Origin of the sequence: Methylobacterium sp. AMS5, from assembly GCF_001542815.1 — a bacterium.
Classification (GTDB): Bacteria; Pseudomonadota; Alphaproteobacteria; order Rhizobiales; family Beijerinckiaceae; genus Methylobacterium.
Genome location: NZ_CP006992.1, coordinates 4708179 through 4726635, shown reverse-complemented (window position 1 = coordinate 4726635; position 18457 = coordinate 4708179). Strand labels below are relative to the sequence as shown.

General features: G+C 64.3%; 11 protein-coding genes and 7 pseudogenes. 11 read left to right on the top strand and 7 right to left on the bottom strand.

The features are described from left to right. Nucleotides 1-165: 165 nt before the first annotated feature. Nucleotides 166-1119, top strand: coding sequence for a LysR family transcriptional regulator (locus Y590_RS21230; RefSeq protein ID WP_060771588.1), 954 nt, complete (start codon nt 166-168; stop codon nt 1117-1119). A 28-nt stretch (nt 1120-1147) separates the two neighbouring features. On the opposite strand, the pseudogene Y590_RS21225 reads toward Y590_RS21230, so the two are convergent. The 3 genes and pseudogenes from Y590_RS21225 to Y590_RS21215 all read right to left on the bottom strand — a co-directional run. Next, a pseudogene (locus tag Y590_RS21225) lies at nt 1148-1513 on the bottom strand (NAD(P)-dependent oxidoreductase); the annotation flags it as partial. Between the two features lie 93 nt (nt 1514-1606). Next, complete coding sequence (gene tnpC / locus Y590_RS21220) at nt 1607-2710, bottom strand: IS66 family transposase (protein ID WP_060771587.1); 1104 nt, start codon at nt 2708-2710, stop codon at nt 1607-1609. Between the two features lie 33 nt (nt 2711-2743). Next, the gene (locus tag Y590_RS21215; protein WP_060771586.1) at nt 2744-2962 is read right to left on the bottom strand and encodes a DUF6538 domain-containing protein; all 219 of its coding nucleotides are present in this window, start codon (nt 2960-2962) and stop codon (nt 2744-2746) included. 284 nt (nt 2963-3246) lie between these two features. Here Y590_RS21215 and Y590_RS21210 point away from each other — a divergent pair. Beyond that, a pseudogene (locus tag Y590_RS21210) lies at nt 3247-3528 on the top strand (transposase); the annotation flags it as partial. 259 nt (nt 3529-3787) lie between these two features. On the opposite strand, the gene Y590_RS21205 reads toward Y590_RS21210, so the two are convergent. Further along, nucleotides 3788-4831: an IS110-like element ISMex9 family transposase gene (locus Y590_RS21205; RefSeq protein WP_060768523.1), complete on the bottom strand. Its 1044-nt coding sequence runs from the start codon at nt 4829-4831 to the stop codon at nt 3788-3790. A 75-nt stretch (nt 4832-4906) separates the two neighbouring features. Between Y590_RS21205 and Y590_RS21200 the strand changes: the two are divergent. The 6 genes and pseudogenes from Y590_RS21200 to Y590_RS21180 form a co-directional block, all read left to right on the top strand. Then, nucleotides 4907-5800 (top strand): annotated as a pseudogene (locus Y590_RS21200) (IS3 family transposase); the annotation flags it as partial. A 466-nt stretch (nt 5801-6266) separates the two neighbouring features. Further along, nucleotides 6267-9356, top strand: a complete 3090-nt coding sequence (locus tag Y590_RS21195; RefSeq protein ID WP_083530929.1) for a CHAT domain-containing protein — start codon at nt 6267-6269, stop codon at nt 9354-9356. Then, on the top strand, nt 9353-10810 hold the full coding sequence (locus tag Y590_RS21190; protein WP_060771583.1) for an SIR2 family protein: 1458 nt from the start codon (nt 9353-9355) through the stop codon (nt 10808-10810). The genes Y590_RS21195 and Y590_RS21190 overlap by 4 nt, the downstream gene beginning before the upstream one ends. A 345-nt stretch (nt 10811-11155) precedes the next feature. After that, the gene (locus Y590_RS26635) at nt 11156-11437 is read left to right on the top strand and encodes a hypothetical protein (protein ID WP_144440024.1); all 282 of its coding nucleotides are present in this window, start codon (nt 11156-11158) and stop codon (nt 11435-11437) included. Between the two features lie 321 nt (nt 11438-11758). Next, nucleotides 11759-12064 (top strand): hypothetical protein, encoded by a 306-nt coding sequence (locus tag Y590_RS21185; RefSeq protein ID WP_060771582.1) that lies wholly within the window; start codon nt 11759-11761, stop codon nt 12062-12064. A gap of 399 nt (nt 12065-12463) precedes the next feature. Beyond that, entirely contained in the window at nt 12464-13918 is a 1455-nt protein-coding gene (locus Y590_RS21180) for a glycosyl hydrolase 108 family protein (RefSeq protein WP_083530928.1), read from the top strand. 41 nt (nt 13919-13959) lie between these two features. Here Y590_RS21180 and Y590_RS26630 read toward each other — a convergent pair. Together Y590_RS26630 and Y590_RS21170 are read right to left on the bottom strand one after the other, a co-directional pair. Continuing rightward, nucleotides 13960-14163 (bottom strand): annotated as a pseudogene (locus Y590_RS26630) (integrase core domain-containing protein); the annotation flags it as partial. Between the two features lie 405 nt (nt 14164-14568). Further along, nucleotides 14569-14913, bottom strand: a pseudogene (locus Y590_RS21170) (transposase); the annotation flags it as partial. Between Y590_RS21170 and Y590_RS21165 the strand changes: the two are divergent. After that, a pseudogene (locus Y590_RS21165) lies at nt 14911-15165 on the top strand (winged helix-turn-helix domain-containing protein); the annotation flags it as partial. The pseudogenes Y590_RS21170 and Y590_RS21165 sit on opposite strands and share 3 nt — an antisense overlap. Next, nucleotides 15162-16463: a sensor histidine kinase gene (locus Y590_RS21160; RefSeq protein ID WP_060771579.1), complete on the top strand. Its 1302-nt coding sequence runs from the start codon at nt 15162-15164 to the stop codon at nt 16461-16463. The pseudogene Y590_RS21165 and the gene Y590_RS21160, both read left to right, overlap by 4 nt. A 29-nt stretch (nt 16464-16492) precedes the next feature. Here the strand turns inward: Y590_RS21160 and Y590_RS26000 are convergent. Continuing rightward, nucleotides 16493-16747 (bottom strand): annotated as a pseudogene (locus tag Y590_RS26000) (ATP-binding cassette domain-containing protein); the annotation flags it as partial. A 194-nt stretch (nt 16748-16941) separates the two neighbouring features. Between Y590_RS26000 and istA the strand changes: the two are divergent. After that, the gene (gene istA / locus Y590_RS21150; protein ID WP_144440023.1) at nt 16942-18456 is read left to right on the top strand and encodes an IS21 family transposase; all 1515 of its coding nucleotides are present in this window, start codon (nt 16942-16944) and stop codon (nt 18454-18456) included. The last annotated feature ends 1 nt before the right edge of the window (nt 18457 follow it).

Genomic DNA, 18457 nt, shown 5'->3' with positions numbered 1-18457 from the left:
TTTCGCAGCGCGACGGCGCGCGACAATGCGGAAGTGGCCCGCGTCAGCCTTCGGCTGAGCCGAAGCCCTTGCCGCGGGATGCGGGCTCGCCGACGATGCTCTGGCTTTTTGATTTTGCATCGTCTTTTTCCGAAAGCCGGCGGCCACCTTTCGCGACGATGCTCCATGCGCTTCGACCTGACCGACCTGCGCCTGTTCCTTCACGTCGTCGAGGCGGAGAGCATCACCCGTGGCGCCGAGCGGGCCGGGCTGGCGCTCGCCTCGGCGAGCGAGCGCATCCGCGGCATGGAGGCGGATGGCGGCGTGTCGCTGCTGGAGCGCCATCCCCGCGGGGTACGGCCAACGCCAGCGGGCCTTGCCGTGGTGCATCACGCCCGGCTCGTGCTCGGCCAGCTCGAACAGATGCGCGGCGAACTCGGCCAGTACGCGAGGGGCCTGCGCGGCCATGTCCGGCTGCTGTCGATCACCGCGGCAGTCGCCGCCTTCCTGCCCGATGCGCTGTCCGGTTTCCTTGCGGCCTATCCCAGCGTCGATATCGATCTCGAGGAGCGCACCAGCCGCGAGACCGTCGATGCCCTGGCCGGCGGGCTTGCCGATCTCGGCATCGTCGCCGACACGACCGATCTCGGCGCGCTCGAAACCCGGCCACTCCATCTCGACCGGATCGTGCTCGCCGTGCCGGCGGGCCATGCCCTGGCGCAGCGGAGCGGCGTCGCGTTCCGGGAGGTGCTGGACGAGCCTCTGGTCGGCCTCAGCCACGGCCGGGCGCTGCAGGCGCATCTGGCGACCCACGCCGCCCGCGCCGGCCGTCCGTTCAAGCTCCGGGTGCGCCTGAACGGGCTCGATGCCGTCTGCCGCATGGTCGAGCGGGGCGTCGGCGTGGCGATCGTGCCGGAGGCGGCGGCGCGGCGCGCGGCCGAGACGCTAGCGATCCGCGCCATCCCGATCGACGAGCCCTGGGCCGTGCGTCAGCTCAGGCTCTGCGCCCGCAGCTTCGCAGCGCTTCCACCGCACGCCCGTCAACTCGCCGAGCACTTGGTCGCGCATCTCGGCGCGAGCGAGAGCCTGGGTTTCGAAAGGACAAGTCCTTTCGCGGGTCCAGGGCAGAGCCCTGGCTGACATCCGTGATCGACGTCAGTGGTCGCGATCAGGCGCGGCGCTCGACCGATACGGGATGCCGCCGAACGCCCTGCTTCTCGAAGCAGGACAGGTTCTCGATGGTGGTCGCCGCAATCGCCGCCAGTGCCTCGGCGGTGAAGACGGCCTGATGCCCCGTCACGATCACGTTCAGGAAGGTCAGCAGGCGCGAGAAAACGTCGTCGCGGATGATCTGGTTCGACAGATCCTCGAAGAAGAGGCCGCCTTCCTCCTCATAGACGTCGAGGCCGAGTTCGCCGATCACCCCTGATTTCAAACCCTCGATCAGCGCGGCGGTATCGACGAGCGCCCCGCGCCCCGTATTGATCAGCATCACGCCGCGCTTCATCCGGGCCAGCGCGACACGGTCGATCATGCGGATCATCCATGCCGGGCGTCGTGCACCCCGAAACACGAAGCGTGTTGTAGGACGAGCAAGCCGTAAGCGCTCGGTGATGGCCCTTACGGGTCAGGCGGCCTGAGCAAGCTGCGTGAGCGGGGTCCAATTCCACGGCAGGAGGTCGCCCAAGCGTCGGGCCGGATGGTCGGCGATGCGGGTGAGGACGTCCCGCAAGGAGGCCTCGGTATCGCGGCCGTTCAGCTTGGCCGTCTCGATCAGGGTGGAGAAGGCGGCCGCCCGCTCGGCACCCCGATCCGAGCCGGCGCACAGATCGTTCCTGCGCCCGACGGCGACGCCGCGCAGCGGCCGCTCGGCCGGGTTGTTGTCGAGCCTGATCCGGCCGTCGTCGAACACCCGGGTCAGGGCGCGCCAGCGGGTCAGCATGTAGCGGAACGCCTTGGCCAGGTCCGAAGGGCCGGAGAGCTGCGGCAGGATCGTCTCGGCCCGGGCTCTCAAGGCATCGGCCAGCGGTCGGGATCGATCCTGCCGCCGTCGCCGTCGCTCATCGGGCGGCTGGCCGGCGATCTCGCGTTCGACCGCGTAGAGGGCGCCGATGCGCTCCAGCGCCTCCCCGGCGATGGCGGAGCCGGTCTTGGCGTGCACGTCGAAGAACTTGCGCCGCGTGTGGGCCCAGCAGGCCGCCTCGATCAGCGCACCGCCGGTGCGCCCGCCCTCGTAGAGCCTCTGGAAGCCGGTATAGCCGTCGGCGTGCAGCACGCCCTGGAACCCGGCCAGATGCGCCAGCGGCCGTTCGCCTCTGCGGTCGGGGGAGGCCAGGCACACGGCGGCCGGCGGACGCACGCCGCCGTAGGGCCGCTCGTCGCGCACAGAAGACCCAGAGCCGTCCGGTCTTCGTCCGGCCCAGACCCGGCGCCAGTCCTGGGACGGGGGCGTCGTCGCCGCAGAGGACATCCGAGCCCGCCAGCACGTCCTGGCGGAGCAGGTCGACCAGCGGCGAGGGGCGGCGGCCGCCGCACCCACCCAGCCCGACAGGGTCGAGATGGCCAGGTCCACGCCGTCCCGGGCATGGATCTCGGCCTGGCGGTACAGCGGCAGGTGGTCATCGAACTTCGCCACCGCGATATGGGCCAGCAGACCGGCTCCGGCCCGCCCGCGGGCGATTGGGCGATGCGGGGCGGGCGCCTGAACCATGGCGTTCTCGTCGGTCAGCATCGTGTCGTAGAAGTCGCGGACGAGGCGGGCGACCTAGTCGTCGGTCAGCATCGGCGTCGCGCGCGGGGTCGAGAACAGCTCTTCCGCCGCCACGTATAGCCGACAGGCCCTGAGCTTGGCAGCGCGGATATCGCCCGTGCCAAGGCTGCGCACGAGTTCGTGGCGGCCGAGACGCTGCCGAAGGTCGGCCGGGATGCGGCGTCGGCACTGGAAGGTACGTCCGCGCTGGACGACGTTGGCGACGAAACCCAAACCGCGCTCCCGCCGTCCGCGCGGACGGTCTGTGTAGCAGCGGTGTGTAGCAAGGTGCTCAGACCGCAGGGCGGCCCAGCAAAATCTTCAGTGTCTTCAGTGGATTAGGTCTTGCGTGGCTGGGGGACCTGGATACGGACCCGTCAAGCCGCCATACAAAACCCAAGCCAACACAGTCACTTGGCTTCGCTGTCGCCACAGGATGTGTAGCAGTCGAGTTGGCCTGCCCCCTGAAAAGTGGTCCTCCCTGAGGTATGGCTTTGAGCCATGTGGAGGACGTTTTCATGGGACGGAAGAAGCATACGGCGGAAGAGATCGTCGCAAAGCTGCGTCAGGTCGATGTCTTGGTCTCTCAAGGCCGGAAGGTGGCTGAAGCAATCCGAGCCATTGAGGTAACTGAGGTCACGTATTACCGCTGGCGATCCGAGTACAGCGGCTTGAAGGGTGATCAGGTTAAGCGGCTGAAGGTTCTGGAGATGGAGAATCTGCGTCTGCGTCGGGCGATTTCCGATCTGACGTTGGAGAAGCTCATCCTGAAGGAGGCGGCTTCGGGAAACTTCTTCTCTATTCGGGGTTCATCGATCAACTCCCCTGCGTGCTCATCCCTATCCAGTGCGTGAACGGTCCTGCGGAGTTCTTGCTTCTCTCCGAGGTCGGCGCGTGCCGCCTCATGATGGGATCAGAGGGAGTGGGCGGAGCCATCTAAGCCGCGCGCTCGGCAAAACCGGCGCTCGAGTTTCCTCGGTCTCACCCGCTCCCGTCGTCCCCGCAGGGACCTCCTCCACGCCGGAGGAGCTCGATGTTACTTGGTGGCGTCGGTGGACCTCAGGCCGCTGTCGTGGCCGCGGCCGACCAACGGAAGTCCGTCCCGTCGCGCCACATGCGGTGCAACACGATCGCCAGCTTGCGGGCAACGGCCACGAGGGCTTTCTGCATGCCCCGGCGCTTGGCGACGGCCAACCCCCACACCTTCAGCCCTGACCACCGGCCGCGTGAGCCGGTCAGCAGCACGAGCGCGGCCTCGTAGAGCGCGGCGCGCATCATCCGATCCCCGCACTTCGAGATCCGCCCGACCCGCATCGTCTCGCCGGACTGGTAGAGCCGCGGCGTCAGACCGTAATGCGCCCCGACGCACTGCGAACGTCCCAACCGGGCCGGGTTGTCGACGCAGGTGCGGTAGGTCAGCGCCACGACCGGCCCCACTCCGGGCGCGGTCATCAATCGCCGGCAGACTGGGTCGGTGCGAACCTGCTCCAGCAACATCTTGTGCAGCTTGGCGAGTTGGGTCCGAAGCGCCGCGCGCGCCTCCAACAGCGGCAGGACCACGGCGGCGACGAAGGGCAGATCGAGCACGAGGTCGCGCACGCGCTGCTCGAAGCCCACCGCCCCGACGACGCCGACCTTGAGGCCGAAGTTGCGCAGCTGGCCGCGCAGGTCGCTCTCGATGTCGTAGGCCTTGCGCTGCAGGAGCTTGCGCGAGGTCAGGAGGAGGCGGCGCTGCTGGCTGGCCGGCGTCTTGACGTGGACCGGCTTGAACAGCCCGACCCGCATCATCTGCGCGATGCCCAGGGCGTCGTTGCGGTCGGTCTTGTTGATGCGCGCCCAGAGGGCGGCGTGCATGTGACGGGTCTCGACGCAGATCGCCGGCAGTCCGACCTCGACCAAGCCGGCGTAGAGCCACGGCGAGAGCGGTCCCGCCTCCAGGCCGACCCGCGCGTAGGCATGGCCGAGATCGATCCGATGCCGGCCGATCACCTCGGGGTGGCTCTCGACGGCGGCGCGGTGCACGACCTTGCCGTGGGGATCGACGATGCAGATCGCGGTCTCCTTCACGGAGACATCGAGGCCGACGTGGTGCTGCTCACTCATGGCGGAGCTCCGAGGTTGAATCGAAGCGCCATCATGCCGCCGCTTCCACCGCGCCGGGCACCCCGAATACCACATCTGAGCCCGGCTCGCCGCCGGGCTTGTGTCGATCACGTCGTGGCTGAGCACGGTGTATCGGAACGCTTCGCCTGCCGTGTTCTGGGCCAGCATCGTTCGACACAGCGCAAATGCGCTGTCTTGGTCGAGGACGAAGCCGCCCTGACGGCTGCGATCATCGCGTTGGCCCTCCAGTACGGCCGTTACGGCTACCGTCGGATCACGGCGTTGCTCCGGCGCGATGGCTGGACGGTCAACGTGAAGCGGGTTGAACGGATCTGGCGGCGGGAGGGTCTCAAGGTCCCAGCGCGACAGCCGAAGCGAGCCCGCCTCTGGCTCAACGACGGCTCGTGCGTGCGCCGACGGCCGGAGCGACCCGACCACGTCTGGTCTTACGACTTCGTCGAACATCGCACGCATAACGGTCGCAAGTTCCGGATGCTGAACGTGATCGATGAGTTCACTCGTGAGTGCTTGGCCATCCGTGTATCACGCAAGCTGAAGGCGCACGACGTGATCGGCGTCCTCTCGGATTTGTTCAGCCTGCGCGGCGTGCCGGGGCATATTCGGTCAGACAATGGCCCAGAGTTCATCGCGAAAGCTGTCCAGGACTGGATCGCAGCGGTTGGCTCGCAGACCGCCTCCATCGAGCCGGGCAGTCCATGGGAAAACGGGTATTGCGAGAGCTTCAACGCGAAGCTGCGGGATGAACTCCTCAACGGCGAGGTGTTCCACACCCTCAAGGAGGCCAGCGTCGTGATCGAGCAGTGGCGGACACACTACAACAGCATCCGCCCGCACTCGTCGTTGGGCTACCAGCCGCCCGCACCAGAGGTCGTCATCTGGCCGGCAGGGCCGAGCGGCTCAGCGCCGTCCGCTCGCCCCGCCATCGTCACACGACCGACGATGCACTAACTTCAAGCCTGGGCCACCGAATGGGGGCAGGCCACAACAGAAGTGACGATTGCTGCATAGGCCACATACTCGGTCATTTTGCGCCCCGTTGAAAACAGTTCGGTATCGATTGTAATGAATCGTGCGCTGAGTTAAAATCCTGCCACGCAAGGGGAGCGCTTGAGTTTAAGTTTCCCACATTTGGTTGCGTTTGCCTGACGTAAATATTCGCCTCAGGAAATTTTCCCTGGAAGCTGCAGTAGATTGCTGTGTGAGATCGGGCGTTGTAGCGTGTGGTGAGTTCTTGCCTGTTGAAGAGCCCTTACCAGATTTCGCTCACGTCCCTAGATTTACCGTTGGCGGAGAGCGGTGCGGGAACGCCTATTTTTCATCTACTCAGAATGCGGGGCGCTTGAAGTTGCGCCGATTCTGGGATCTAAAGACAGTGCTGTGCTCCGTTTTGTCTGCTGCTGATCCGGAGAGATAGATGAGCCAGAACAAAAACAGTTCTCGACCTCGTCTCAGAAATCGCTCGTCGAAGAAGCGCTCAGTCGTAGTTGGCTCCGGAAATAGTTCATTCGAAAATTTGAGTAGTCATTTTCCACTGAGCGACCATAACTTTGTAGAGCGCGCGCTCGTCACGGGTGAAGAGGCGGGTGTTCTGGAGGACCACTTCGGCGAGCGTGGGTACGCGGAACTCCGGCAGTTAGCGCGCGAGGCTGCATCGCGACCTACACGAGGCGGCACCCGGGTTCTAATCCTGCCGGGCATCATGGGATCGAAGCTTGGCACCCCGGCCGACGAGATCTGGCTGGATTTCTTAGACGTCGCCCTGGGCCGCTTGTCGTCTCTCACCCTAGCGCCGGGCGGCAATCCGAATATTGGGCCACTTGGCGTTCTGCTCACCACATACTTGAAGCTGAAGTACCGCCTGCGGATTGGAGGCTACAATGCCGAGTTCTGGCCGTTCGACTGGCGCATGAGCGTTGCGGACTCGGGAAAGCTTCTCTCCGCCGCGATAGACGCGGAGCCAAACGAGGTCCATCTTATCGCCCACTCCATGGGCGGCCTCATCGCACGCGCTTGCCTTGCTCACAAGCCAGTAAAGCTCGGACGCATCATCACCCTAGGCACGCCCCATTACGGATCCTTCTCGCCGCTCCAAGCCTTTCGAGGTGCGCACTCCGTCGTCCGAAAGCTCGCCTTTCTCGACGTACACCACGACCAGACCGAGCTCGCCGAAATCTTCGGGACCTTCCCCGGCTTGTCGGAGATGTTGCCCATGCCCGGAAAGGTGCCGCTCGACCTCTTCGATCTCTCGGTCTGGCCTGCAGGTGGACCGAGGCCTGCCCAAGCTCTTTTGAGCAAAGCTCGCGAGGTGCAGAGGGCGCTGCCGACGGGCGGGGCGAGCTCACACGGCATCATCCAGATAGTTGGGGTCAACCAGCAGACCGTGATCGGGGCCGAAGTTGTCGACAGCGAGTTCGTATACACCTTGACGAACGATGGCGATGGCACGGTTCCGCTCACCTGCGCGAGGCTCGCTGATGCCAAACGCATTTACTACGTCGAAGAGGAGCACGGTGCGTTACCCAATAATGCTGCTGTCGCCAGGGCCATACAAACCCTGATTGCCACGGGGGAAACCAGGGAGCTGAGCTCGGACTACGTTGCCCGCCGGAGCGGCCCCGCACGCAGCGTCCGAGAGAGCGAACTCGGGGTCAACGTTTACGAGGGCGTGCGGGGCCGCCGGCTCAGCACACGCGAGGAGCGTACTTTCCTGGCAGGGTTCGCCGCCCCCGTGGCGGAGGGACCGCCCGACGGCGTGCCGGCCGGGGATGGGGTGGCGGCTCTGGACTCGGTTGCGTTCACGGACCGCCTCGTCATCAGCCGTCAGAGCCAGCGTCAGCTCAACCTGACGCTGGCTCTGGGCAGCCTCACTGATGTCGATGCTGACGCCTACGTGCTTGGCCTGTTCAAGAACGTGTCGCTCGGCGGGGCAGCGCTCGCCGTCGACCGGTTGCTCGACGGCGGAATCAGTCAGACACTTGCCCGCCGGATGTTCAACGGCAATGTCGGTGAAATCTCTATCCTTCCGAGCGGGCGCCACCCGGTCCGCGCTGACTTCATCGCTTTCGCCGGGCTCGGGCCGATCGACAGCTTCAATGAGAGCACCCTTGAGACAGTTGGCGAAAACCTTATCCGCACCTTCGTGACGGCGAACGTTGGCGACTTTGCCACTGTGTTGATGGGGGGCGCCTCGGGCATGATCGCCAGGACCGGTCTCGCTCGCCTGCTCTCAGGCTTCGTTCGCGGGCTGCTCGACGCCGACCACGACCAAATCTTCCACCGGGTTACCATCTGCGAGAACGACCCGGCGCGCTACGCGCAGCTGACACAGGATTTGTACGCCTTGTGCGGAGGCACGCTGTTCGACGGTATCCAGGTCACACTGCGCACCCGGGATCTACCCACTGTCCCGTCTATTCAGTCGGCTGCTCGCGCGCAGATGCCGGGCAACGACGCAATTTACCTGTTGGTCCGCCAAATGGACGACGAGCAGGACCGACCCGGCATTGTTGCCTCTGTCCTTACGAAGGGACGAAAAGCGGCTATCCATCGGGGCTGGCAGCCGCTTGATGAGGCAACCCTCGACAGTCATCTTGCCACGATAACCGCAGGCGTTCCGTTGGGTCTCAACATGGAGGCGTTCGGAAAGACTCTGGCCGACATCGTGTTGCCGGAAACGATCCAGACTGTGCTCGCCCAGTTCCCAGACGACCATATCGTAGCGGTTCACGATGCGCGGGCCTCGCGCATTCCTTGGGAGACCCTGTACGTAGACGGCCGCCCTCTCGCCCTCAGCGGCGGCATCAGCCACCGCTACGAGGCGGACGACCTTTCCGTCGCCAAATGGCTCGAGGAGCGTCAGGAGCGGCCAACGCTCCGGGTCCTACTTGTTGTCGACCCGACCATGGATCTCGAGAATGCGAGGAGAGAGGGCGATCGCGTCGAGACGTTGCTCAAAGAGAAAAGCCAAGCGGAGGTACGTCGCTTCGATGGCCGGGCGGCGCGTCGAAGCGAGCTGCTCAACTGCTTCCAGTCTGGGGCGTTCGACGTGGTCCACTACGCTGGCCATGCCTTCTTCGACCCGAACGCACCCTCCCGCAGCGGCATCCTCTGCGCAGGCCACGAAGTTCTGTCCGGAGCCGACCTCGCAGGCCTCAGCAACCTCCCGAGCCTCGTCTTCTTCAACGCCTGCGAGGTTGGTCGCATCCGACGCTCCGGCCCGACGCCTGCGCCCGCTCCCGATCTCCTGCGTCGCAACATTGGCTTCGCTGAGGCGTTCCTGCGCGGCGGAGTTGCCAACTTCATCGGCACCTACTGGCCGGTCGGCGACGAAGCGGCCGGAACCTTCGCGCCGGCATTCTATGAGAGGGTGCTCGCCGGGCAGGCGCTTGGCGAGGCGCTGTTAACCTCCCGCAAGGCGCTCGAGGACAAGCAGTTCGGAGATTGGGCAAACTACATCCTCTACGGTGATCCTGATTTCGTTCTGAAGCGGAGCGCGCAGTCATGAGCGCCGACCTAGCCCTTTCCGATAGGCTGGCGCCCTTCGACCAAGACGGGCAATTCGAAGCATTGATCGCCAAGATGCAGCGGGTAAGGCCGCTCGCGTTGATCGGCGCGGGCGCAAGTATTGGTTCCGGATATCCGACGTGGTCCCAGTTGCTGCAGCAATTTCAGAAAGAGCTGCGCGACCAGAGCTCTCGCGCCGTCGCACCGAAGGTCGCAGGTGTCGTCCAAGACCTGCAGGACCCGGCTTGGCAGGCCGAGGAGTACCACAATGCCCTTGGCGGCCCGACTTTTTACGCCTTCCTCAGCCGGACCTTCGCGCAGCGCCCACCTGCCGAGCCCCATCACCTCATCGCCCGCATTGGCTTTCGGCACGTCCTGACAACCAACTTCGAAACCTGTGCTGAGGATGCGTTCCGGCAAGCTTATCCACATCACAAGGTCAAGCGGGTTTTGTGGAGTCGTGACGATGAAGTGCAGGATTTCTTTGCTGATCTGGCCGAGGGTGTCTCTGATATATCGATTGTCTACCTGCACGGACACGAGAGCGATCCTGCCAGCATCGTCCTCAGGGAGAGCGACTACAGCCGCACCTACCTTCGCGAAGAGAACCGACGACGCCTGATCGCGCTCTTCATGACACAGCCGATCGTATTCGTTGGATTTTCGATGAACGATCCTGACCTCGGTCAGATCATGCGCGAAGTTCTCTTTAGCCTGCCTCGGCGTGCCGCGAACCTGCTGCCCATCCCGGCCACTGGTAACCAGAGGTCCCCAGCCCGTCATTTCGCCTTATTCGGTTACAGGACGGTCGCAGAGCGGGATCTAATTCGGCGGCGTATGGAGGGGAAGTTTGGACTGCAGACCGTCTTTTACCGTATCGTCCCGTCAGTTGACGGTAAGTCCTACCGCCATGACAACTTGTTGAAACTGCTCGAGGCGATCGGTCAAGCGGCGCCGCCGAGGCACAATGCCCCCGATTCTGCAACACGCGCATCCTTGCGCGCGGGCGCTGCGCTAACACAGGAGATCAGCCGCGCTACGAACGGCGACACCCTTGTCGTCCCTGTCGGCAGCGACAACCTCGTGCCGCCGGGCGTGGAGCTCGACGGCGAGGATCTATTCAATCTCGACCCCCACAAAGGCGCCTTCGGCGGCTCGCCAACGCGCGACGGACTTAAGCTTCGGGTCAGCCGCATCAGGAAGCGCTCTTCCTGGGTGGAGTTCGACCTCGAGGTGCGGCCGGACCGAGGCGTGCAGTTCGAAGGTTCTGTCACCTTCTACTACCATCCAACCTTCACGCCAGAACATGAAACGGTCGCGATCAGCGAGGGGCGCGCTCACACCACAGTTGAGGCGGTGGGTGCCTTCACCGTCGGCGCGGAATTCCGCGGCACGCGGCTAGAATTGGATCTGTCGGACGACAACCGCTTTCCGACGTGGTTTCGAGAGAGTTGACGCTGCCTTACGCCCAAAGTTCGATCTTCGGGCCCGTTCCACGGCTCTGATCCGAGCAAATCGCTTCTCGATCGCATCGAGTTTTACTCCAATCACAGCGTCATCGGCACGCGCAAATTTGAGAGGGTAGCAGCACGAGCGCGGTGGCCATCCGGAACTGTCCGCCGTATTGCGGTGCTCCTATAGTCTAACCGCTCCCAATCCGCGTTCATTGGAATGAGGGCATGCAACCTTTCGGGGGAGGATTGTTGCCCATGAGTATATTATCCAATATTTTTCACGTGCAATTATTGCGCTATCCGCAGGCGTTCTAGTATTTACTAAAAGCCGATTTTAGCGTGAGATATGAGTATTTACCTCTCATTTGATGGGTGCGCTGCAATGGAGAAGTGGAAGGCTCAATTGCGGCAGTGCGGTGGCCTGTTCTTGGTTGCTATCGCCATCATCGTTACAGGATGGATCTGGTACGAGGTGGTGCCGACCGTTCCTGGTCTTGAAAAAGCATCCGAAGACAGCCGAAGTAAGCTGGCTTACCTACTCTGTGGCTGGGCGATCATCCCGCCGACGTGGTTTTTCCTTGAATGGGTTATCTTCGCCCCGAAGATCCGGACAGCACAAACAATATGATCCGCAGCCAGGAGCTGGCGGGAAAAATTTGGGCGGGTGTCTTGGCGACACTGGCCGTTCTCTATGGCGTGAAGATCGGTTGATGAGCACCGCACTTGCTTCACCGCACTTCCAGCAGCCATCCAATTTGACGGACCCATCGCTCTCGTCGCACTCTTACTTGGCCGCCAGACGAGCCCGCACATAAGCCGCCATAACTGTCGACAGACGGAGAATTTTCTACGCCATGTCTGCAAAGGGCTGGCGGCCATCACGCCCAGGGCAATATAAGACTATGTCGACAGTCTCAACGGTCGCGCTTCGGCTACACGAGAGGACGCGATGGCAGTGATGAACTCGCCGTTCTCCTCCGCGGCTCAGACCGGCAACTTGGTCCTGGATGTTGGAGCTGCCTTGGAAGCGCCGTTCGTAAAGAACGCGCTGGCCAAGCGCATCGTCGACGAGGCCGACGTCCTGCGCGTCCTGGCACTGGAGCCAAGCCCGCGCAACCGGACGCTGCTCACACTCTTGGGTGAAGTCTCAACACACCGGCTGCGATACGCCTACGTCAATCAGATCCTCTGCGCACCGCTTCACCCCGTGCAGGCCAGCCGCTGCTACGATTCGCCGCTCACGACAAGGTGTTGACTCCGGTCTGAGTACTCAATCGGTCTTCTACGGGGGGGGCGTGTCTCACAGCCAAAACTAGACGGTAAGTCAATTTCAATATCAGTCACCGGCGGGCGAACGCACCCCGGAGGCCGGTAAAGGCCTTAACATCTTTCGGTGAAACGACAGAATTACGGTCACCGGCAGTGCCAACAACGTTAAGTCTTTCACAGTCGAAACGGCCGGCGCAGGTGAGATTATGGTCGTGGAGGCGATTGTCCTAATGGCCCCGGAGTCGGCGTGTCTACACATGATTTTACCTGGGTTCGATCCCGATAATATTCGAGCCTCATGAACAAATCGCGTATACTCGTGATATTGCTAAGCACAACAGTCTCAATTTGAAGGATAAACGCGAAGAGCCACGGGAGATCGGCCATGAATCGTTTCAACGAGATAATGCAGACAGTACTCAAGTGGGAGGGCGGCTACGTCAAACATCCTCACGATCCCGGCGGCGCCACAAATTTCGGAATTACGCACGAGGTACTAGCTGAGTGGCGAGGAGTGGCAAGTGTCACCCCAAACGAGGTCAAGAACCTTACGGAGGAGGAAGCGATTGAAATCTTTTGGCATCGTTATTGGACGAAAATCCATGGCGATCGGCTGCCTCCACCAATCGACTTCATTATTATGGATGGAGCAGTCAATCACGGTGCTCCCAATATGGTGCGCATGCTCCAGAAGGCGGTGGAAGTCGCACCAAGCGGCAAAATAGGAGATGGCACGATCAACGCCGTCATGGCGCAGGCGGCGACCCAGGACGCGCTGCTTGACCTTGCAATGAAGCTAGCTGACGCGCGAAAGAGCCGTTACCTCAGCCGCCCTCAATCGCAGCACTTCATCCGTGGCTGGCGCAACAGGCTAAACAACGTCATGGCGATGGCGCTACAACCCTACCCAGTATCTTGGACATTCAAGGATGGTCGGGTTGATCGGACAGCCGGCACAGACGTTGTGTCGGAGCCGCCGCCGGTTTCGAGCATCCCGCAATCGGCACTCGACGACGAGGATCTTCAGGCTGCGCTCACGGAATGGGAGGTTTACACTGGCGATATCGATGGTCTGTTCGGCCCGAAGTCCGTTGCCGCACTTGATGCGCTGCTTACGAAACAAGCCGCCACAGTTGGAGCTAACTGGCCAGCTTGGCCGCTCTCGCGCCGTAAAATCGCGCTTGGTCAGTTGATCTGCCGTGAACTCGATATCGACGTCGGTAGCATCGACGGTCTCTTTGGCTCGCGGACAAAGGCTGCCTTCGAGAACTTTAATCGGAAGAAGAACGGCTTGTCGCTGGAGACTTGGCGCGATGAGCTTGATGAACTTCCGCCGACGCCCCCTCCGCCTGTTATCACAACCATTACGAGATGGCCCCTCCAGAGGGATGTGAAAGGCTTCTTCGGGTCGTTTGAAAACTTGTCTTTGAAGAGGCTCACGCTACCATTTAAGATGAAGATCGCATGGGATCTCAGACAAGAGGTAACCGGCTTTATGATCCATGAGAAAGTCTATGACAGTGCCGCCCGTGTGTTCGAGAAAGTGTACGGCCATTATGGCGACGATGGAGTTGAGGATATCGGTGTAAACCTTTTCGGCGGCTGCCTCGCCAAACCGCCTCGGCCAATAAGGGGCGGCTCGGCTTGGTCTATGCATTCCTGGGCTATCGCCATAGACTTCGATCCTGGTCGCAACCAGTTGCGCTGGAGCCATCGCCAGGCGCGCCTCGCAAAGCCCGATGCAGCCAAGTTCTGGGAGTTCTGGGAGGAAGAGGGCTGGCTCAGCCTCGGCCGCGCCAGAGACTTCGATTGGATGCACGTGCAAGCGGCGAGGCTCTGATTGATTCGATGGAGACTGACCTTGTCCCTGCTTGCCCCCGTTCATAACCAGAGTCCGTTCTGGTTCTGGTCCTGTCTGGACTGGGTGGCGAACGTGTTCGGGGTGAGTCTGCTGAGGCTCGTGAAGGGGCGGCAGGTGTTGTAGTCCACCCACCACGCCTCAATGTTGGTCCGGACCGCCGGCAGGCCCTGGAACAGATGCTCGTTCAGGCACTTGTCGCACAAGCGCCCGTTCAAGCTTGGGACGCCGAGAGTGGGGGCCGAGCATGCGCGACCGCGCCACCTGGTCGAAACCGGGCGGGATCTGACGAAGTCGCGCATTCTCGCCTCCCTGCGCCGTCTTCGGATCAACATCGCGGGCTGTCCCCCAATGGACTTCAGCCGCAACCCGGCGAGCGAGGCGATCCGCCTCAGCCGCGATCCGTGAGACGGGCGCCGTCCCCCGATCCACCCGCTCTCGATGTCGCATCGTTGAGAGTGCCTCAAGGCTGCCGAGCTCGACGGGTCGGCAGTCCGTGAGTGCGGGCGCGCTGGAGAAGGCATCCAAGCGTGCTGCAGCGAGGAGGCGCCGCCACCGATCCTTCTTGCCGCTGCCCCACTCTGGCCTGCCCCCATTCGGTGGCCCAGGCTTGAAGTTAGAGCGTTTTCGGTTTAATCTGGTTCGTATCCTGCTGCGGCGAAGAAGTTGGCGCACTCGTCTGGCGTGACGGTGTCGACGAGGCGTCCGATGGCCGACCACAATCCCTCGACGGTTCGCTCGGCCGCTTTGCGCAGGAGCGCCTTCAGCTTCGAGAACGCCATCTCGATGGGGTTGAAGTCGGGCGAGTAGGGCGGGAGGAACAAGAGCCGCGCGCCGGCTGCCGCGATCGCGGCACGCACGGCCGGCCCCTTGTGGCTTCCAAGGTTGTCCATGACGACGATGTCGCTGGGGCCGAGTTCGGGCACCAGAACCTGATCGACGTAGGCCTGGAAGGCGTCGCGGTTGATCGGCCCATCAGCGGCGCGGAGTACCGGCTGCTGCGCGTGCTGCTTGATCACCCGCAGCGGGTCCTGTCGCGCGACCAGTTGCTCAACCTGACACAGGGCCGTGATGCCGAACTGTTCGACCGATCCGTCGACCTGCTCATCAGCCGCCTGCGGCAGCGGCTGAAGGACGATGCCCGCGAGCCCGCCTACATCAAGACGGTGCGTAGCGAAGGCTATGTCTTTGCCATGCCCATTACCATCGCGCAGGCGCGCGAGGGATGATGGCATCCCTTCTGGTTTGGCCGGGCAGCCTGCGGGGCCGCCTGTTCCTGATCCTGCTCGCAGGTCTCCTGAGCGCTCAGCTGCTCTCGTTTGCGGTCACGAGAGCCGAGCGGGACCAGACGGCGCGCGCCGTCATGCTGACGACGCTCCAGCGCGACGTCGTCGTCGCGGTCGCGCTACTCGATCGCCTGCCGGCCGCCGAGCGGTCCGAATGGCTCCCGCTCCTCGAAAGGCCGACCTATCGCTTCGCGCTCGGCTCCGGTTCGCCGGGGACTGCGGCGCTCTCGTCCCGTCTGACGATGATCGCGGACGAGATGCGCGCCGCGCTGGAGCCGCGCTTCCCCGTTCGGTTCGATGCGGTGTCCGGGTCGCCGGTGCGACTGCAGGGGCACGTCGCCCTGAGTGACAGCTCGGCCCTCACCATCACGGTCCAGCCGACCCTGCGGCCCGTGGCATCGTGGCTGCCCGTCGCGCTGGCCCTGCAGCTGCTCGTGCTCGTCGCCTGCGTCTGGTTCGCCGTGCGGCTCGCCGTCCGGCCGCTGACGCGCTTCGCGCAGGCCGCCGACGCGCTGGAGCCGGGGCGACCGGCCACGCCTTTCGCGGAGGCAGGGCCCGATGAGGTCGCGCGCGCCGCGCGAGCCCTCAACGCCATGCAGCAGCGGGTGTCCCGCCACCTCGACGAACGCGTCCGCATCCTCGCGGCGATCTCCCACGATCTCCAGACACCGATCACCCGGATGCGGTTGCGCGTGGAGACAGGCGTCGAGGGCCCCGAACAGGACCGGATCCTCGGCGATCTCGAGGCGATCGAGACGCTCGTCCGCGAGGGGATTGCCTACGCCCGCAGCGTGCACGGAGACGTCGAGCCACCCACCCGCCTCGATCTGCGCGCCTTTCTCGAGAGCATCGCCTTCGACTACCAGGACACAGGGTGGGACGTCGCGGTCTCCGGCCTGCCGGAGGTGACGATCGTGACGCGCCCGCAAGCCCTGCGCCGGATCCTGACGAACCTGATCGATAACGCGATCCGATATGCCAACCGGGCAGAGCTGGATCTGCAGGTCGTTCAAGGCAGGATCACCATCGCGGTGCTGGATCGTGGACCCGGCATCCCCGCGGACAAGCTCGATGCCGTGCTGCTTCCCTTCGTCCGGCTTGAGGGATCGCGCAGCCGTGAGACCGGCGGCACCGGACTCGGCCTCGCCATCGCCGATCAGCTTGCCGCCGCGATCGGCGGACGGCTCAGGCTCAGCAACCGCCCGGGCGGCGGCCTGGAGGCGGCCGTCACGCTCTCGTGACGCGGGTCCGGCGCGGCTCGCACGACCGATCAACCGGACTTGTCGGCGAGATCGTCGAGGGCGAGCCACCGCGTGATGCCCAGCGCGCGGAGAAAAGCCTCGTCGTGACTGACGACCAGAAGAGCGCCGTCATAGGAAGCGAGCCCGGCCTCGACCGCCTCGACGGCTTCGAGGTCGAGGTGATTGGTCGGCTCGTCGAGAAGCAGGAGTTGCGGCGGGACCGCATTGCCGAGCACACAGGCCAGGGCGGCTCGAACCTGCTGACCGCCGCTCAGCGTGCGGACTCCGACGGAAGCCGGCCACCCATTCCGACGCGAAGCCGGCCAGCGTTCCGATTTGATGTCAGCCACCATTCCGAGATGAAGCCGGCCACCCGATAGCCGATATCGGGCATGGCGCATCTCCGCGGGTCAGCAACCGCGGCATCCCTGTCCTCGACCACGAGGAGAGCGGGATGCCGGCCAGGAGACAGCTGACCATGCGACAGATCAAACAGATGCTGCGGCTCGCCCGCGACGGGGTGAGTGCGCGTGAGATCGAGCGAACGCTCGGCATCGCCCGCTCGACCGTGCAGGACAATCTCGCCCGGGCGAGCGCGGCCGGCCTGACCTGGCCGCTCGGCCCCGAGGTCAGCGACGCGGTGCTGGAGCAGCGCCTGTTCGCCCGGGCCGGGGTGAAGCAGGGCATGCGCCGCCTGCCCGAGCCGGACTGGCCCTCCGTCATCCGGGAGATGCGCCGCCCCGGGGTCAACCTCACGGTGCTCTGGGAGGAATACCGGGAGGTCCGTCCGGACGGCTACGGCTACTCCCGGTTCTGCGACCTCTATCGGGAGTTCGAACGCCGGCTCACCCCGGTGATGCGCCAGCACCATGCCGCCGGCGACAAGGTCTCCGTCGACTACTCCGGCAAGAAGGTCGGGATCGTCGATCCCACCACCGGCATCGTGCGCGAGGCCGAGATCTTCGTGGCGGTGCTGGGCGCGTCGAGCCTGACCTACGCCGAGGCGACCTGGACCCAGACGCTGCCCGACTGGATCGGCGCGCATGTCCGCCTGTTCCGCTTCCTCGGCGGCGTCCCCCGCCTCGTCGTGCCCGACAACCTCAAGAGCGGGGTCCACAAGGCGTCGTTCTACGATCCCGAGATCAACCGCTCCTACGGGATGATGGCCGAGCATTACGGCATCGGCGTCCTGCCGGCCCGACCTCGCAAGCCGCGCGACAAGGCCAAGGTCGAGGCCGGCGTGCGCTTCGCCCAGAGCTCCATCCTGGGACGGCTGCGCCGGCAGACGTTCTTCTCCCTGGCCGAGTGCAACGCCGCCATCGCCGCGATGGTGGAGCGCATCAACGCCCACCGCATGCGCCGGCTCGGCACCACCCGCCGCGCCCTGTTCGAGGCGATCGAGCGCGCAGCGCTGCGGCCCCTGCCGGAACAGGACTACACCTTTGCCGAGTGGCGGCTGGCCCGGGTCAACCTCGACTACCATGTCGAGGCGGGCGGCTTCCTGTACTCGGTGCCCCATGCCCTGATCCGCGAGCAGGTCGACGTCCGCCTCACGGCGCGCACCGTCGAGGTGTTCCATCGCGGTCAGCGCGTCGCCGCCCACGAGCGCCGCTACACCGGCCGGCGGCACGGCACCGATCCCGACCACATGCCCAGCGCCCATCGCCGCTACGCCGAGTGGAGCCCCGAGCGCTTCCGGCGCTGGGCGCGCGGCATCGGGCCGGAGCCGGAAGGGCTGGTCATCGCCATCCTGCACGACCGGCCCCATCCCGAGCAGGGCTTCCGTACCTGTCTGGGTATCCTGCGCCTCTACCGCGGGCTCGACCCCGCCCGGGCGGAGGCCGCCTCGGCCCGGGCCGTGGCGGTCGGCGCGCTCACCTACAAGAGCATCGCCTCGATCCTCAGCCTGGGCCTCGACCGCACGTCCCCGCCGGCCGAGGCCGTCCCGGTGATGCTCCACCCCAACCTGCGCGGCCCGCGCTACTTCCACTGAC

What these genes read in the sequence shown, in the direction of transcription:
- Y590_RS21180 (WP_083530928.1), top strand. Translation starts at nt 12,464, where the DNA reads ATGAATCGTTTCAACGAGATAATGCAGACAGTACTCAAGTGGGAGGGC.
- Y590_RS21185 (WP_060771582.1), top strand. Translation starts at nt 11,759, where the DNA reads ATGGCAGTGATGAACTCGCCGTTCTCCTCCGCGGCTCAGACCGGCAAC.
- Y590_RS21230 (WP_060771588.1), top strand. Translation starts at nt 166, where the DNA reads ATGCGCTTCGACCTGACCGACCTGCGCCTGTTCCTTCACGTCGTCGAG.
- Y590_RS21195 (WP_083530929.1), top strand. Translation starts at nt 6,267, where the DNA reads ATGAGCCAGAACAAAAACAGTTCTCGACCTCGTCTCAGAAATCGCTCG.
- tnpC (WP_060771587.1), bottom strand. Translation starts at nt 2,710, where the DNA reads ATGCTGACCGACGAGAACGCCATGGTTCAGGCGCCCGCCCCGCATCGC.
- Y590_RS21190 (WP_060771583.1), top strand. Translation starts at nt 9,353, where the DNA reads ATGAGCGCCGACCTAGCCCTTTCCGATAGGCTGGCGCCCTTCGACCAA.
- Y590_RS26635 (WP_144440024.1), top strand. Translation starts at nt 11,156, where the DNA reads ATGAGTATTTACCTCTCATTTGATGGGTGCGCTGCAATGGAGAAGTGG.
- istA (WP_144440023.1), top strand. Translation starts at nt 16,942, where the DNA reads ATGCGACAGATCAAACAGATGCTGCGGCTCGCCCGCGACGGGGTGAGT.
- Y590_RS21160 (WP_060771579.1), top strand. Translation starts at nt 15,162, where the DNA reads ATGATGGCATCCCTTCTGGTTTGGCCGGGCAGCCTGCGGGGCCGCCTG.
- Y590_RS21205 (WP_060768523.1), bottom strand. Translation starts at nt 4,831, where the DNA reads ATGAGTGAGCAGCACCACGTCGGCCTCGATGTCTCCGTGAAGGAGACC.